General features: G+C 67.4%; 11 protein-coding genes. 5 read left to right on the top strand and 6 right to left on the bottom strand.

The window, feature by feature from the left end; translation table 11 throughout:
* The first annotated feature begins 32 nt into the window (after positions 1 to 32).
* The 3 genes from JVX90_RS08835 to JVX90_RS08845 all read left to right on the top strand — a co-directional run bounded on the left by JVX90_RS08835 (position 33) and on the right by JVX90_RS08845 (position 3,608).
* Positions 33 to 1,793 (top strand): alpha/beta-hydrolase family protein, encoded by a 1,761-nt coding sequence (locus tag JVX90_RS08835; RefSeq protein WP_205331973.1) that lies wholly within the window; start codon positions 33 to 35, stop codon positions 1,791 to 1,793.
* A gap of 27 nt (positions 1,794 to 1,820) precedes the next feature.
* Entirely contained in the window at positions 1,821 to 2,678 is an 858-nt protein-coding gene (locus tag JVX90_RS08840) for a crotonase/enoyl-CoA hydratase family protein (RefSeq protein WP_205331974.1), read from the top strand.
* A 153-nt stretch (positions 2,679 to 2,831) separates the two neighbouring features.
* Positions 2,832 to 3,608: a hypothetical protein gene (locus JVX90_RS08845; RefSeq protein ID WP_205331975.1), complete on the top strand. Its 777-nt coding sequence runs from the start codon at positions 2,832 to 2,834 to the stop codon at positions 3,606 to 3,608.
* On the opposite strand, the gene JVX90_RS08850 is transcribed toward JVX90_RS08845, so the two are convergent.
* Together JVX90_RS08850 and htpG are read right to left on the bottom strand one after the other, a co-directional pair.
* The gene (locus tag JVX90_RS08850) at positions 3,605 to 4,072 is read right to left on the bottom strand and encodes a nitroreductase family deazaflavin-dependent oxidoreductase (RefSeq protein ID WP_205331976.1); all 468 of its coding nucleotides are present in this window, start codon (positions 4,070 to 4,072) and stop codon (positions 3,605 to 3,607) included. The genes JVX90_RS08845 and JVX90_RS08850 overlap by 4 nt on opposite strands.
* Entirely contained in the window at positions 4,072 to 6,030 is a 1,959-nt protein-coding gene (htpG, locus tag JVX90_RS08855) for a molecular chaperone HtpG (protein ID WP_205331977.1), read from the bottom strand. Before htpG ends, JVX90_RS08850 begins: the two co-directional genes overlap by 1 nt.
* Positions 6,031 to 6,075: 45 nt before the next feature.
* Here htpG and JVX90_RS08860 point away from each other — a divergent pair, with 45 nt between their 5' ends.
* On the top strand, positions 6,076 to 6,840 hold the full coding sequence (locus JVX90_RS08860) for a PIG-L family deacetylase (RefSeq protein WP_205331978.1): 765 nt from the start codon (positions 6,076 to 6,078) through the stop codon (positions 6,838 to 6,840).
* Between the two features lie 6 nt (positions 6,841 to 6,846).
* Here JVX90_RS08860 and recD read toward each other — a convergent pair whose 3' ends face one another.
* From recD to JVX90_RS08880, 4 genes are read right to left on the bottom strand one after another with little or no spacing between them, the layout of a single operon-like run.
* Positions 6,847 to 8,697: an exodeoxyribonuclease V subunit alpha gene (gene recD, locus JVX90_RS08865; RefSeq protein ID WP_205331979.1), complete on the bottom strand. Its 1,851-nt coding sequence runs from the start codon at positions 8,695 to 8,697 to the stop codon at positions 6,847 to 6,849.
* Positions 8,694 to 12,047, bottom strand: coding sequence for a UvrD-helicase domain-containing protein (locus JVX90_RS08870; RefSeq protein ID WP_205331980.1), 3,354 nt, complete (start codon positions 12,045 to 12,047; stop codon positions 8,694 to 8,696). The genes recD and JVX90_RS08870 overlap by 4 nt, the downstream gene beginning before the upstream one ends.
* A complete protein-coding gene (gene recC, locus JVX90_RS08875; protein ID WP_205331981.1) occupies positions 12,044 to 15,385 on the bottom strand; it encodes an exodeoxyribonuclease V subunit gamma in 3,342 nt (1,113 codons plus the stop codon). Before recC ends, JVX90_RS08870 begins: the two co-directional genes overlap by 4 nt.
* A gap of 40 nt (positions 15,386 to 15,425) precedes the next feature.
* Complete coding sequence (locus JVX90_RS08880) at positions 15,426 to 15,881, bottom strand: thioesterase family protein (RefSeq protein ID WP_336819947.1); 456 nt, start codon at positions 15,879 to 15,881, stop codon at positions 15,426 to 15,428.
* 61 nt (positions 15,882 to 15,942) lie between these two features.
* Here JVX90_RS08880 and JVX90_RS08885 point away from each other — a divergent pair, with 61 nt between their 5' ends.
* On the top strand, positions 15,943 to 16,548 hold the full coding sequence (locus JVX90_RS08885) for a GNAT family N-acetyltransferase (RefSeq protein WP_205331982.1): 606 nt from the start codon (positions 15,943 to 15,945) through the stop codon (positions 16,546 to 16,548).
* Positions 16,549 to 16,553 lie beyond the last annotated feature (5 nt).

A 16,553-nucleotide genomic window follows, 5' to 3' on the forward strand; every position in this document is an offset into this window, starting at 1 on the left:
ATCGTGACACTCTCGAATACGAAGGAGGCGGCGTGGTCACTGACGACGCAGCCGGCACGGATGCTCCGGAGCCGACCGACCCGCTCGACACCGCTTCCCAGACGGAGGAGTCGGCCGCCTCACCCGCATCCGACGCCCGCGGCCGAGTCGGAGCCTGGGCAACCGCGTACGTCCGCCGCTTGTCGTACACCGGAGCCGTCCTGGCGACACTGTTCCTGTGGATGTCCACGACGCCGTCCCTCTTGCCTCGTGGTCCCCTGTTTCAAGGACTGGTCGCAGCGGGGGCGGCCGCGATCGGTTACGGACTCGGAGCGTTCTTCGCATGGCTTGCGCGCTACCTCGTCTCGAGGGAGGAGCCGTGGCCTCGCCCGGCTCGGATCTGGTGGGTCGGCCTCGGCGTCGTCTACGGGATCGGCACGGTCATCGCCCTGTACTGGTTCCATCGCTGGCAGGACGAACTCCGCGACCTGATGGGCGTTGATCACCTCACCTGGACGTCGTACCCGCAGATCGCGATCATCGCCGTCATCGTGTTCGCGATCCTCGTCGGAGTCGGTCAAGCCTGGGGTGCTCTCGTTCGGTTCATCGCACGAAAACTGACGGCTCACATCCCACCGCGCATCTCCGGTGCGGTCGCAGCTCTGGTCGTCGTACTCGTCAGTGTTCTTGTGGTCAACGGGGTGGTCACCAACTACGGCATGAAGGCACTCAACGAGACATTCGCCGCAGTGAACGACGAGTCGACCCCCGACTCGTCACCACCGTCGTCCGCGCTGAAATCAGGAAGTCCGGAATCGCTCGTCAGCTGGGAGAGCCTAGGCCGCCAGGGCCGCGCGTTCGTCTCCACCGGTCCGACCAAAGAGGAGATCGGCGAGTTCAATCACAAGCCGGCACTCGAACCGATACGTGTGTACGCCGGTCTCGAGTCGGCTCCCACGATCAATGAGGCAGCGACTCTGGCAGCCGACGAGCTCGTCCGGGCCGGAGGACTCACCCGAAAGGTCATCGCCGTCGCGTCGACCACCGGCACCGGATGGATCAATCGAGCCAACCCCGACTCGATCGAATACATGTACAACGGCGACACCGCGATCGTCGGCATGCAGTACTCGACTCTGCCGAGTTGGCTGTCGTTCATCGTCGACCAGGAGCGTGCACGCCAGGCCGGTCGAGCGCTGTTCGAGGCTGTCGATCGGCGTGTCCGCAACATCCCCGAGGCGGCACGACCGAAGATCGTCGTCTTCGGCGAGAGTCTGGGCTCCTTCGCCGCGGAAGCACCGTTCGGTTCGATCCCGACGATGTCCGCACGCACCGACGGCGCGTTGCTGACCGGCCCGACGTTCAGCAACACCCTGTGGCGCGACACGACGAACGGCCGCGACTCGGGCTCCCCGGAGTATCTGCCGATCTTCGACAACGGCGACCAGGTCCGGTTCATCAGGGACCCCGCCGACCTCGACCGCCCGGCAGGTCAGCCGTGGACCAAGGGCCGCATCGTCTATCTCCAGCATCCTTCCGATCCCATCTCCTGGTGGTCTCCGGACCTGCTGTTCGACGAGCCCGACTGGCTGCGGGAACAACGCGGGCCGGACGTGCTCGATTCCACGACGTGGTTCCCGATCCTGACGTTCCTGCAGGTCGCGGCCGATATGGCGGTCTCGGTCGACGTTCCCGACGGTCACGGCCACAATTACCTTGCGGCGATTCCGAAAGCGTGGGCGCAGATTCTCGAACCGCCCGGCTGGACGAATGAGGACACGATCCGACTTCTCCCCCGCCTGACCCGCGATTGATTCCTACTGGCGAGTAACATTTCTGAAATGAGCGAGATGAGCATCCCCGAATACCGCGACAGCGACCAGTACAAGGCCTTCGACGTGACCGTCGACGAGCACGTCGCCGAGGTGACCTTGATCGGTCCCACCAAGGGCAACGCGATGGGCCCGGACTTCTGGGCCGAGCTCGTTCCCCTGTTCCAGGGCATCGACACCGACCCCGACGTCCGCGCAGTCGTCTTGACCGGATCGGGCAAGAACTTCTCGTTCGGCCTCGACCTTCCCGCGATGGCAGGCGACTTCGGCCCGGTGCTCGGCGGCGACGGCAAGGCAGCGAAGGCCCGCACCGACTTCCACAACATGATCGGCCGCATGCAAGCCGGCATCAACGCGGTGGCCGACTGCCGCAAGCCGGTGATCGCAGCCGTCCAGGGTTGGTGCATCGGGGGCGGCGTCGACCTGATCACCGCCGCCGACATCCGCATCGCCAGCGCCGACGCCAAGTTCAGCGTCCGCGAGGTGCGTGTCGCGATCGTCGCCGACATGGGATCGCTCGCCCGCCTCCCCCTGATCATCGGCGACGGCCACACCCGCGATCTGGCCCTGACCGGCAAAGACATCGACGCGGCGCGTGCCGAGAAGATCGGTCTCGTCACCGACGTCTTCGACACCCCCGAAGCGCTGCTCGACGCCGCTCGTGCGAAGGGCGCCGAGATCGCGGCACTGCCGCCGCTCGTCGTCCAGGGCACGATGAACGTCCTGGACCACTCGCGCCGCTCGCGCGTCGACGAGAGCCTGCGCTACGTCGCGACGTGGAACGCGGCCTTCCTCCCCAGCAACGACCTCGGCGAAGCCATCGCCTCGGTCTTCGAGAAGCGTCCCCCGCAGTTCAAGGGCGAGTAAGCCGGGCCCTTCCCGCACGGGCTGTCCATTCACGCGCGAGGCGTTGATTCCCGCCAATTGTCAGACGATTAGCGGGAATCAACGCCTCACGCGTGAGCTCGATGAGGCTGCCGTAGCGAGCGGGACGGCGGGCACGACCAACTTGAGGAACATGTGGACAGCCGAGAACCGACCCCATACATCTCGCTGCCGGCCGACGGACGCCGGGGCGTCGACCAGCACAGCGTTGCACTCATCGTCGAGCCCACGTCGTGGCCTGCGATCCTCGGCGCCCTCGCCGAGCTCGACGCGTCGACAGCCTCCGACGAACGACTCCTCCTCACGCTCGACAACCTCGCGCAGTGCCTCTACACAAGCGGACATGCGCGGAATCGGCACGACCTCGACGGTGACGTCGAGTACCCGGACGACGACTCGCCCGCGGCACTGTACGCCTACGAGACACACATCATCCGAACGGCTCTGCACGCCCTGCACGATCCCGAACGAGCCGAGCCGTGGGAATCGCTCGCAGCCGCCTCGACGGACACCGCGGTGGTCGACGCCCTCGCGGTGCTGAACCGCGAACCGGAACGACTATTGGAGCGCACACACGTCGTCCAACGGGCAGCGGTGCCCACGTCGGCAGACCTTGTCGCGAGCATTCCGAACGGATACTTCGAGGGCGACTGGTCGCCGTTCGCGAGCCACACAGTGGCGCGCCGAATGAACGACAAGCATGGCTACGCGTTGATCGGTGTCGGAGCGTCGACGCTCGCGTTCCGCCGGATGACATCCGCGTCCACCGACCCGTCAGTGTTGATCGCCGACGTGCAGCATCTGTACGGCGCCGCGGACTCCCGCGCGTGGGACGAGGTCCGCGACGCCGTGACCGATTCGCCGATCCTCGTTCTCGGGTACGCAGAGGACTTCGTCGAGCTCGCCGACTAGCTCGGCGAGAGGCGGAAGAGCGGGATCGTGCGGTCGGTCCGCTGTTCGTAGAGCGTGAAGTTCGGCCAGACGCCGAGGAGGCACTGCCAGGCCCCATCGCGTGCCTCGCCCGACAACTCGGTGGCCGCCATCGGCACGTCGGCGCCCTTGACGCGCAGCGTTCCGCCGCCGGCCGCACGCATGTTGAACACCCACGCCGGACTCTTCGGGCCGCCGAAGTACGACCCTGCGACGATCCAATCGTCGCCGTCGGGCGCGGCGAGCACCGTCGTCGTCCGCGGCTCGCCGCTCTTGCGGCCGACGACGGTGAACGTCACGCTCGGCAGACTCGCGATCCACAGCAGGTCGATCCGACCCCGGCTGATCCGCTGAATCCACCCGTCGACCTTGACGATCTTCGGGAGATACGGCGGCAGCCAGGGCCAGGACCCGATCCAGATCGCGGCCCGCGTGATGATCGACATCAGGCGAGCGAGTCTGCGACCTGCTGAGCGATCAACTTCGCGACGGCGGAGGGATCGGTGAGCTCACCGCCCTCGGCGAGGACGGCGCTGGCGAACACCAGTGACGCCGCAGGCTCCAGCGCGGTGTGATCGTCGTCTGCCGACCCGAACTTCTCCTTCAAACGCGTCACGACTGCGTGGGCCGGGTTCAGTTCCAGAATCCGCTTGCTGTGCGGAACCGGCTGGCCGGACGCCCTGTACAGCTTCTCCAACTGCGGCGTCATCGAGAACTCGTCACCCACCAGGCACGCGGCCGAATCAGTGAGGCGCGACGTCAGACGAACGTCCGAGACGTCGTCCGACAGGGTCTCGCCCAGCCACGTGAGGAGCGGCGCGAACGCCTCGTCACGCTCGGTGTCCGCGCTCTCCTCGGCACCGTCCAGATCGACGACGCCCTTGGCGATCGACACGAACTTCTTGCCGTCGAAGTCGGGGACGTTCCCGACCCACACCTCGTCGACCGGATCCGACAGCAGGAGCACCTCGATGCCCTTGGCCGCGAACGCCTCCAGGTGCGGGCTTCCGACGATCTGCGCGCGCGACTCGCCGGTCATGTAGTAGATGACGTCCTGATCGTCGGCCATCCGCGTCACGTAGTCGGCCAGTCGTGTCGGCTCGGTCTCGCTGTGGGTGGACGCGAACATCGACGCCTTGAGGATCGCCTGGGCGTTGTCCGCGTCGTTGATCAGGCCCTCCTTGAACACTCGACCGAAGTTCTCCCAGAACGTGCGGTAGTCGTCGGGCCGCTTGTCCGCGATCTCCTGGATCGTCGAGATGACCTTCTTCACGAGGCGACGACGGATCGCGCGAATCTGTCGGTCCTGCTGCAGGATCTCGCGGGACACGTTGAGCGAGAGATCCGCCGCATCCACCACACCCTGCACCCAGCGGAGGTACTCGGGCATGAGGTCGGTGGCGTCGTCCATGATGAAGACACGCTTCACATACAGGTGGATTCCGCTGCCGCGTTCCCGCATGAACAGGTCGAACGGCGCCTGCGTCGGAATGAACAGCAGCGCCTGGTACTCGAACGTCCCCTCGGCGTGCAGCGAGATGGTCTCCAGCGGAGCATCCCACGCATGCGAGATGTGACGGTAGAAGTCGGCGTACTCCTCCTGGGTCACCTCGTCCTTCGACTTGGACCACAGAGCCTTCTGCGAGTTGAGTGTCTCGTCGACAGGCTCGGCGGGCGCGGCCGGCTCGTCGCCCTCCGCGGCCTCGACAGGCTCCGGCGTCTCACCGAGCATGCGGATCGGCCACGCGATGAAGTCCGAGTACTTCTTCACCAGGCCCCGGAGCACGTAACGGTCGGTGTAGTCGTGAACGGCGTTTTCATCGTCGACGTCACTGAGCGCGAGCGTGATGGTCGTGCCTTGGGGAGCATCGACCACGTCGTCGATCGTGTACGTGCCGTCGCCGGTCGACGTCCACTTGGTGCCGACGACCTCGCCGGCCTTGCGAGTGACCAGAGTCACCTCGTCGGCCACCATGAACGTCGAGTAGAAGCCGACGCCGAACTGACCGATGAGATCCTCGGTCGACGACTTGTCCGACTCGGCCAGCTTGCGCCGCAGTTCGGCGGTCCCCGACTTCGCGACAGTGCCGATCAGGTCGATCACTTCGTCGCGCGACATGCCGATGCCGTTGTCGGCGATCGTGAGAGTCCGCGCATCTGCGTCCGGGATCAACCGAATATGGAGGTCGGAGATGTCGGCGTCGAGATCCTTGTCGGTCAACCCGGCGAGCCGCAATTTGTCGAGAGCGTCCGACGCGTTCGACACCAGCTCTCGCAGAAAGCTGTCCTTGTTCGAATAGATCGAGTGGACCATCAGGTCGAGCAGTTGGCGGGCCTCCGCCTGGAACTCGTGAACCTGTGACGTCAAGGCAGTACTCCTTTCGCACCCTCGGTCGGAGGGCATCGGCTGATCGGCACAGAACAGTTTACTGACCCTTCGACGCGTACTGTGGAGCACGTGTCCGGCATACCGAGCGCCTTGTTCGTCCACGCCCACCCCGACGACGAATCGTTGTGGACAGGCGGGACCATCGCCGCCCACATCGCACGCGGCGGCGACGCCGACCTCATCACCTGTACGTGGGCTCCCGGGACCGTCCGGCACAGTGAACTCTGCGACGCCGTCAGGGAACTCGGCCTCCCTCGCCCACCGATCTCCCTCGGCTACGCCGACAGCTTCGTCCCCGAGTCCGCGCCCGACGCACCGTCGATCATCGACGTCCCATTCGACGACGAAGTCGGTGCGCTCGTCGGACACATCCGCAGGATCAGGCCGGACGTCATCGTCACGTACGACGCGTTCGGGATCTACGGCCACCGCGACCACATTCACGTCAATCGACTGGTCTGCGCCGCCGCCGATGCCGCGAACCTCGTCCATTACCGACCGGAGACGGGCGACCCGTGGCAGGTGAAGTCGCTCTACTTCGCGACGATCCCGGTCAGTGTGGTCGACGAGCTGAGCCCGCACCTTCCCGAGACCACACACATGCCACTCATCGGAACGCCGGACGAACAGGTCTCGGTGACCCTCGATCTGCAAACCCACGTCGGAGCCAAGATCCGTGCGATCACCTCTCACCGCACCGAGATGGCGCGCAGCGCGTCGATGAAGGGCTTCGCCTCGCTGCCCCGTGAACAGCAACGTCGGTTCCTCGCGTGGGAGTCGTACCTGCGTCGCGATCTCGTCCCCGGCGGCGCCGACCTCGCTTGACCGGACTCAGGGCGCGGGACGCTCGACAGCGCGGGTGCGGAGACCGCTGGCGCGGGCGACGCGACGGCCCACGGCTGCACGCAGAGCGTCTGCGGTTCCAACGATCCGGACCCTGCTCTCGGCGCGGGTGATCGCCGTGTACAGCAGTTCACGAGTCAGGAGTTCCGCGCCCGAGGGCGGCAGCACCACGGTGACCTCGGTGAACTGACTGCCCTGGCTGCGGTGGATTGTCATCGCGTACACCGGCACCACATCGGCCAGCTGGCTCGGATGGAGGCGTTTGATGGAGTCGCCACGTTCGAACACAGCCACCAGAGCGTCGCCATCGGCGATCACCACGCCGGAATCACCGTTGTAGACGTCCTGCGCACGATCGTTCGCAGTCACGAGCAACGGCTCGCCCGCGTACCACGCGCCCCCGTACATCGCTGCGCCACCGAGATCGTCGGCCGTCCAACCGGTGATCCGGCGAGACCATCCCGCGACGCCGAATCGGCCTGCCCGGTGAGCGCACAGCACCCGGTGCCCCCGCAGCGCGTCCACCGCGCGGCGAGCATCGCCGGAACCTGCGGCCTCACGAAGGCTGTGCGCCCACGCGACGACCGATGCTCGGACCCCGTCGAGATCGTCGGGGTCGACCAGGGTCACCGGACTGTCGTCACCGGAGGACCCGATGAGTTCCAGAACACGGTCGGCGTCCCCGGCGTTGACCGCTTCGGCAACCTCGCCGATCCGGTCTCCGTACCGGTGTCCACGGCGCAACGTGATCACGCCACCGCCGAGACCTGCCCGTTCGACGTCGGTGAAGTCCGCTTCCCCGATCCCCGCCGCGGAGCCGAACGCCGATGTCGGGTTCACCGTCGAACCGTCGGCCGGGTCTCGCTCCACCAGGTCGGCGAGCACCGCTCCCGCTTCGACAGACACCAGCTGATGCGGGTCGCCGACAAGAATCAATCGGGTGTCGCTGCGCAGGGATTCGAGCAGACGGCACATCATCGTCACCGGCAGCATCGACGTCTCGTCGACGACGACAACGTCGAACGGCAACCGGTTCCCCGAGCCCCGAACGAAAGTCCCATCCGGCCGGGACCCGAGCAGGCGATGAACGGTCACCGCCGCCGGATCGCTGGTGAGCCGACGTCTGGTCCGGCTGTACTCGCCGATCGCCGACTGAAGCTGCGCTGCGGCTCGCCCAGTCGGCGCACACAGCCCGATGCGGATGTCGGGGCCGAGGACGGTCTCCATGACCGCGAGAATCCGCGCCACCGTGTACGTCTTTCCCGTGCCGGGCCCGCCGGCGAGGACTGTCGTCCAGCTCGTGGCGGCGAGCGCCGCAGCAGCACGCTGTCGGTCGTACAACCCTGAATCGTCTGAGGTGAACGCCTCATCCAATGCTCGGGTGAGGACGTCGACGTCCACGTCCGGTCGAGTCGCGGCGCGGTCGTCGAGGATCGTGCGGATGCTCTGCTCCTGGCGGAAGTACTTACGCAGGTACAGAAGTGGACCGTCGGCCGATTCGGCCAGCGCCAACGGGGTGAGCGGCCCCGCCGATGAGCCCACCACCAGGGGTGACGCGGCCAACGCAGTGGTCAGCCGCTCGACAGGCGGCCACGGTAGTTCTACGGGTTCGCCGTCGACTGTGTGCTCCACCGACGTCTCCGAGATCCGATCGAGCTGCACGCACGTCGAGCCGGTGCGGACGGCTCGTACCGCCATAGCGGTCGCCAGGAGCACGTCGTCGTCGGTCGTCCCGCCCGCGAGCGCGGCGACCCGGCGAGCCACGTGGACGTCCGACGCGTGCAGCACACCCGCCTGGTTGAACGGTGCGAGGGCGCCGGTCTCCGAGGTGACGATCATCGATTCGCTCCCTTCCCCGCGAGCAGATCGCTCATCGCGGTGACCAGATCCACCGGCATCCGCCACTCGAAGACGCCGCAGCCGGGTGGCGTCGCCGGCCCGGCCATCCCTCGCACGAAGTGGTACTGAACCGGCCCGAGATGCAGGTCGGGCCGATAGCCGGGCAGCCGCCACAACAGGTATCGATGCAGAGCGACGGAATACAGCAGAGCTTGCAGCGGGTACTGCGCGGTCATCATCTCCGCCGCCATCGCATCACGGTTGAAGTCCTCAACAGCCAGTTCGCCGGGCCTCAGTCGGTTCGTCTTGTAGTCGACGACGACAAAACGTCCGTCCGGGATCCGGAGCACCGAGTCGATGCTGCCTGTCAGGAAGCCTCGGAACCGCTCGTCCGACACCGCACGGACGAGCTCGGCATACGGGGCGAGCGGATCGCCGGTCGGCAGATGCTCGGCGAGCAGATCCCCGACCTGATCGAGGCTGAAACCGCCTCCGACAGCGGACAGAGGCAACTCGAAATCGAGTTCGGCGAGACGATCGGGAGGCGCCACGGACCACAGGTCCCCGAAGCCGAGCGGCGTCGTCAGCACGCCGACAAGCGCGTTCGCGAGCACGTCGAGGTCGATGTCGACACCGCGCCGAGCCGCCCCTTCCTCCGTGAGCTGTCGGACGTGCACGGTGATGTCGTCCGCCGACGTGTCGACGTGTTCGAGGACCTCGTGCACCAGGGTTCCGAACCCCGCACCGAACGGCAGTCCGTTCATCGGCGACCCAGTGCCGACCGTCAGCGGCTGATCACCGATCGTCGGGTCGGGCGCATCGACAGGTTCGTCGCGGCGCTCGACGGCGTCCGGTTCACTCCCGGTCCCGATCACCGAGGCCGCTATGTGCTCCGCGTGCGCCGCCGCGTGCGCAACGGCGACGATCGCGGAGTACGACGTTCGTCGCCACGCGTCGTCCACTCGCCTGGTGAACCGCGACACCGCGAGTCGCGGTGCGGCACCGCCTCCGGCCACCGGCCGAGGGACACGGATCCCATCGCGTCCGCCGGCGTGTTCAACGCTGATCGCCCGGCTCAACGACGCCGCCTCCCGCAGGACGCCGGCGCATTCCATGTCGTCGGCCGGGATGGGCACCATGTCCGGGATCGTGGCGACCTCACCTGCCCGGGCTGCTGCCCGCCTGTGCTGTCCGGTGAACAGGAGTCGGTGCAACGCGCCACGCGCCGTCGTGGTGCTCGGCGCCCACCACAGCACCACCATCGACCGTGCACGAGTCGCCGCGACGTACATCAGCCGCAGGTCCTCGCCGGCCGACTCCGACCGTGCCAGCGCGTCCCTCCTTCCGTAGCCCGGCGCGCCCTTGCCCGCCACGTCGAGGCACCGGGTGTCACCGTCGTCATGGAACACGAACGTCGCCGGGTTCACGCGAGAGGCCCCGTCCCATCCGAACGGCACGTAGACGATCGGGAATTCGAGACCTTTGCTGGCGTGGACGGTCATGATCTGGACGGCGGCCGTGTCGCGGTCGAGCTTTCGGGTCGCGTCACCCCGCCCCGACCATGTTGCGCTGTCCGCGATCTGCTCGCCCAGCCAGTCGACGAGCGACGTCAGACCGCTTCCACTGTCGGCGGCGTACCGGTTGCAGACGTCGGCGATCTGGCGCACGTCGGTGAAGAGTCGTTCGCCTTGCGCAGAGCCTAGGAGCCGCTCCGCGGTGGTGAACTCGTCGAGCAGTCGAGCCGACATGGCGGCGAAACCGCCGTCGACGAACACGCGTCCGAGCTCGGCGAACTGCGCGGCGAGCGTTCCGATCCCCGTGTCTCCCCGGCTCTCCAGGGTCTGAGCCGTGAGCCCGACCAGCGGCGTCAACGCGGCGAGGCGGACCCTCGGCTGCCGTGACGGCTGGTCTATCGCGGTGAGCACATGCCACCAGTGGCGGGCGGCGTCGGTGGTGAAGATCGACGTCCCGGACGTCACGACGGACGCGACGCCGCGATCGGCGAGAGCCTGCTGCAACGGTTCGATCGTCCGGTTCGCGCGCAGGAGGACTGCGATGTCACCGGACTCCACGGGCCGGGTCACTCCATCGAAATCGATGGTGACCGACGACTTCAGCAGCGCCGCGATGTCGCCCGCGACGTCGTCGATCACCCTTTCCCGGACCTGTGCCACCTTCGGGGTGGTGCCGTCCTGGGTGTGAACGGAGAAGTCGTTCCTGTCGAACCGCCGAATGCGGACCGCGGGCGCACCATGGATGCGCGACCCGGCGTGGTGGGCGGTGACCGGCCGGTACACGATGTCGGGATGCCCGAAGGCGGCGCCGTCGAACAGCACACTGAGGCCTTCGACGACGTTCTGATCCGAGCGGCGGTTGACGTCCAGGATCCGCCGATCCCCCGCGGCCTGCACCGCATGGAGGTAACTGAGCACTTCCGCGCCGCGGAAAGCGTAGATCGACTGCTTCGGGTCGCCGACCAGAACCAGCGGAATGTGGTCGTGGAAGCAGCGTCGAACGATCTCCCACTGTTGCGGATCAGTGTCCTGGAATTCGTCGATGAGGACGACGGAGAACTGGTCGCGGATGCGTTTGCAAGCCTTGTCGCCGATGGCCGGATCGGTCACGATGTCGAACAGCGTGTTCTGAAGGTCGTCGTAGGTCCGCAGTCGCGCCAGTCGCTTCCGGATCTCCGTCTGACGGCGAACGTGTGTCGCCATCGCGACCCGCAGGTCCGCGTCGTCGTCGCGCTCGTCGGGCCGGAACGGTGCAAACGTCGCGTTGGGATTGCGGACGGCCTCCTTGGCGATCTCCAGAGTCTCGTCGAAGGCGGGCGCATCGGACGGGTCGCCGGCGAATCGTGCGATGTAGGCGTCGCGCGCCACCTCGGCCACGATCTCGTCCACGTTCTCGACGATCGGGTACTGCTGTTCGCGTTCGCCGAGGAAGCCGAGAGCGGCGAGCATCCGATTGCAGAACGTGTGGGTGGTGGCCATGGTGGCGGCGTCGAAGTCCGACAGCGCCGCGACGAGGCGTGCACGACGTACCGCGATCGTGTCGGAGGTCCCGTCGAGGAGCCATTCGACGAGGACGTCGTCGCCTGCGAAGCCCTGATCGACGGCAGTGAGACACTCGCGGAGCCGTGACCTGGTCCGGTCGCGAAGCTCCGCCGAGGCCGCGTTCGAGAACGTGGCCATCAGCAGTCTCGACACGGGAACACCCTCTGCGACGTAGCGGACCGCAAGCGACACGATCGCGTATGTCTTGCCTGTTCCCGCGCTCGCCTCGAGCACAACTGTCCCGGTCGGCAGAGGATCGCGGAGGTTGAACCCCCGTGTGTCAAGGGTGTTCATCGGTCCTCCTCGTTGGCCAGCAGCGGCGAGAAGAGGGCACACGCCAAGCGCAGGTACATCGGCGTCGATGAATCGCCTGGCAACAGATGCTCGACGTCGCCGAGTGAGGCGAGTGCCGGGACCGCGAGGCACAGGTCGTCGAACTCCACCGACGCGTCGGGGTCGCCTCGGAACACCAGACCCGCGTAACGATTCTTGTCGCCGAACGACTTCTCGTACGTGAACTTCGCACGCTGCATGGCCTGCGGTGCCCGCCCGCGACGGTTGAACTCCGACGCCGCCGACGCCGCCGAATCGAGGGTGAGGCCGATCGGCGCTCGAAGGCCCGCGTCGCGCAGCGCGACGAGGAGTGTGAGCGTCTCCAGCGCATCGTCCGGTGCGGACAGGCGACTGATCTTGGCCGAGGGCGTGTAGCCGCCTGCTCCGCCGACGACAACGGCCTGCGGAACGCGTCGGCTCGACCCTACGGCGATGGCGAGCAGCCGGATCCATGCTCCGACCCTGTGTTTGGCCCCGAGTCGGGAGTAACTGACCGGCACCAGCCGATCGCCGAAAACGTCGCCGACGGTCCCGTACAGACGACGGCCGCCGGGCAGATCCACTCGGACGTCGACCGCGTCAGCCGAATCGGTGCGATAGCCGTCCGCCGCGATGGCGATGGCCTGTGCCTTGCCGCGGATCGGGCCGAACGTGTCGGCGCCGAAGGCGAACGGGGGAAGCGAACCGCGCCGCAGTTCGGCGCCCGCAGCGGCCGCGGGATCACGGCCGTCCAGCAGAGCTTGCAGATATCGGTTGCCCACACTCCACTGCTCGAGGCCGTCGAGTGACACCGGCAGCTGATCGGGATGCCTCTCGGCGCTCTCCGGCAACCCGACTCCGAGCCGCTGTCGTGCGAAGCCTTCGACCGGGGCGCAGAGGAACGTGATCAGATCGTCCAGGTCGACGTCGCCGAGTTCGGGTTCGCCGAGGCGGGCGTCGGCCAGCCGCGGCAATGCGGGCGCGGGCGCACCGGAGCGGTCGATGTCGCTCAACGCCCGAGCTCCCGCGAGGAGCGACGCGTCGTAGCTGAACGGCGCGGCTCCCTCGTCCGCGACGAAGTTCCGAGTGTCGAACGCATGCAGGGTGTGCCGGTGCACGATCGGCGACGGACCGCCGGGGTGTCCGACGATGACGTTCGCAGCATCGACCAGTTCGCTGACGACCACGGCGGGCGGCAGCGCCGTGCCGGTGACCGGATCGGCGCCGGTGTAGAAGAGGAGCAGATGCTGCCCGGCGGCGCCGACCGCGTCGAGGAACGCCTGGCGGTCCTCGTCTCGTCGGTCACGTTCACCGACCAGCGGCGCGACGGCGAGCACATCGTCGCCGTCGACCGACGACGGACGCGGGTAGGCCCCCGTGTCCAACCCGAGGACGACGATCGCGCGATGCGGCACCGACCGCATCGGAACCATCGTGCACACCGTCAACTCGCCCGTGCAGAAGTTCGAGCGCGTCGGTCGCGCCGCCAGCAGGCCCGCCATGAGATCACGCAGGTCCGCGAGTTCGAGTCGCACGTCGTCGGCCGCGCTCAGCGCGTCACCGATCATTCCGACGGCTTGAGCACGTTGCCACTCGTCGTCGTCTGCGACGTCGGTGAGACCGTCGACGGCGCCGATGAGGATGCCGGCCCATTCGCCGGTGGTGTGCGGCCGCCCGACCGAGTCGATGAGCGTCGTCAGCCTGTCGGCGAACTCGGCGAACCTGCCGACGAGGTCGGTGTCGGTCGAGTCGACGCCCGCAAGCGGGAGCGCGGTGGCCAACCACTCGTTCTCCGACTCCTCCGCCACCACGCCGAGCAACATGCGGTCGAGGCCGGAGGCGACCGTACCCTGCGGAAATCCGCCGAGGCCGAATCTGCCGCGCTGCGCGGAGTCGACGCCCCACCGGATTCCGGAGCGGTGGATCCACCCCGCGAGGGTGTCGACGTCGTCGTCGGTGAACCCGAAGCGCGTCCGGACGGGCGTCGACGACGCGAGGTCGATGAGTTCTCCTGCACGGACTCGGCCCGCTGCGAGGTCGAGAACTCGTGCAACGACATCGAGCACCGCATTGGATTCGCGGAGGCCGCGGTCAGCGAGCCGCACCCGCAGGGAGTACGCAGGATGATGCAGTCCGGACTGGCCGAACGCGCCGCGGATCAGCGGCGCGAATGATTCGACGTCCGGGCACATGATGAGAACGTCGCGGGGCTCGAGAGTCGGGTCGTCGTCGAAGAGCCGGAGGAGCCGGTCGCGGAGCACCTCCACTTGACGTTCCGGTCCGTGGCACGCGTGCACCTCGAGGGAGGTGTCGGCCCGCAGTCCGGGGGTCGGCTCGAGGACGTCTCGTCGCAGCCCGTCCTGGAGTGCGCTGAGCACAGTGGCCGGCGCCGAAGAATCCGATTGTCGATGGTGGACGTCCGCGCCGATGGACGGTCTCAACACCTCCTGCAGTTCTTGAACGTCCCGCGACAGCGCGGCCAGGAGTGGATGGTCCGGCACGTTCGATTCTCGCTCTGCGCGCCTGCGTCGCGGCTGCGCAGGTTCGGTGGAGATCCGCCGCCACAGCGCATCAGACGAGTGCGGCAGGTACAGGGCCACCTCACGCTCGGCACTCAACGCGTCGAGCACCACGTGCAGTGTCTGCGGAATACGCGTGGGGCCGAACAGGGCGACCCGTTCGGGTAGATCAACAACCCCGGGCTCGTCACGAAGACGTGCCGCGAGCGCGTCGGCGTCCTCGGCCGGGTGGGGATGCCCGACCTCATCGCGGACGAGCCGCCAGAACCACGGTTGCCAGGTGAGGTGCTCGGCCAGCGGATTGCCTGCCCCGTCGGTGTCGCGTCCCACCGCCCAGTCGGCGATCATCGTCGGTCGTTGCCAGCCGTACGCGCCGAACATTCCGGCGATCGTCGCGGCAGTCGAGAAGCGTCGGCCGCGCCGCAGGAGCATTCGAGCGGTGTCGTCTCCGGTCATCCCGAGGTGCGCAGCGAGCACCGCCAGGCGAGGATCGTCGATGTTGGCGTCGAGGACGCGCAGGACCGGCCACCGCAATCGGTCGGTGTACCAACTCTCCGCTCCCTCCGGATCGGCAGACGCGGAGACCGTCACCCTGCGCAGCAGTGCAGCCGGGGAGCTGAAGTCGATGTTGGCGGCGATCCCCAGGCGCAGCGACAACTGTTGCCGGAGCCAGCGTTCCACACCGCGCTCCGGTACGGCGACCACCTCGGGCCGCATCGGGTCGGCGCCCGGCGTAGCCAGCACGTCGGCGAGCACTCCGACCAAGGTGTCGGCGTGTTCGGCGCGATGCACGGTCAGCACGTCATCTCCCCCCTGTCACACGATGTCACCGGTGTGTCGGTCAGCGGCGGCGACGCAGCGGGACCGGATCTCCGCTGTTCGCCCGCAGCACTGCGACGACGTTCTCGGGCATGACCACTTTCTGTCCGGTCCGCAGGTCGAGCCCCGCGAGCGTCGTCTCCGCGAGGGCGGCGAGTTGGCCGTCTGCGCCGTACAGCGCACATCCGAAGTCGAAGGACGTGGTGCCGATCCGCGGCACCCAGACGTCCACCCGGACGGGCTCCTCGGAGTAGTGCAGGATGGACGCGAACTCGATCTCCTGACGTGCGATGACTCCCGCGTACCCGCTGCGGGCCCCGCCGAACCAGGAACTCATCGTGCGGACGCGCGCCTCTTCGAATACTCGGGCGATCTGCACGTTGTTGATGTGTCCCAGGGAGTCCTGGTCGCCCCAGCGCAGGGCGATCTCGACGCTGTGGGGCGGTGTTGGGTTCGACGAGTTCTGTATGTCCGACACGCGACTGACCATATCCCTGTCGTCCGACATGAACTCCACGCGCATCGATAGACTGCCGTGGATGGCCATCGACTCGGAACGTCTACGACTACGACCGGTGTCGCACGCCGACGCCGACCGTCTCCTCGACCTCGATTCCGACCCCGAGGTGATGCGCTTCGTGAGCGGCGGCCAGCCGTCGACCCGCGCCTCGGTGGAGGACTGGGTGATTCCACGGTCCGAGGCACAGTTCCGAAGCCACGGGACCGGACTGTGGACGCTGACTGCGCGGCGCGGCGGGGAGTTCATCGGGTGGGCCCAGCTGCGGGTGCCTCGCCACACCGGAATTCGCGAGCTTGAACTCAGTTATCGGCTGCACCGCCGTTTCTGGGGTGGAGGACTCGCTGCGGAGGCGGCCACGGCATTGATCGCGGTGAGCTTCCTGACATCGGAGACTGAACGGATCTTTGCCAGCACCCACACCGACCACGCGGCGTCGCAGAGGGTGATGAGCAAGCTCGGCATGCGATTGTCCGCCGGTGCACTCTCGTCCGAGCAGCTGTCGCCGGATCTTGTGGGCGGCGACGTCGAGTACGAGATAATGCGCGAGCAGTGGCTGCGCACACGAGGCAGACACAGCGGTGTCGCCGCGGCGACACCGTTCGACGGGGCCGGCCGCACCGCCTGAGATGC

It is taken from the genome of Gordonia sp. PDNC005, from assembly GCF_016919385.1.
Lineage (GTDB): Bacteria > Actinomycetota > Actinomycetes > Mycobacteriales > Mycobacteriaceae > Gordonia.

What these genes read in the sequence shown, in the direction of transcription:
- JVX90_RS08840 (WP_205331974.1), top strand. Translation starts at nt 1,821, where the DNA reads ATGAGCGAGATGAGCATCCCCGAATACCGCGACAGCGACCAGTACAAG.
- JVX90_RS08850 (WP_205331976.1), bottom strand. Translation starts at nt 4,072, where the DNA reads ATGTCGATCATCACGCGGGCCGCGATCTGGATCGGGTCCTGGCCCTGG.
- htpG (WP_205331977.1), bottom strand. Translation starts at nt 6,030, where the DNA reads ATGCCCTCCGACCGAGGGTGCGAAAGGAGTACTGCCTTGACGTCACAG.
- recD (WP_205331979.1), bottom strand. Translation starts at nt 8,697, where the DNA reads ATGATCGTCACCTCGGAGACCGGCGCCCTCGCACCGTTCAACCAGGCG.
- JVX90_RS08870 (WP_205331980.1), bottom strand. Translation starts at nt 12,047, where the DNA reads ATGAACACCCTTGACACACGGGGGTTCAACCTCCGCGATCCTCTGCCG.
- JVX90_RS08885 (WP_205331982.1), top strand. Translation starts at nt 15,943, where the DNA reads ATGGCCATCGACTCGGAACGTCTACGACTACGACCGGTGTCGCACGCC.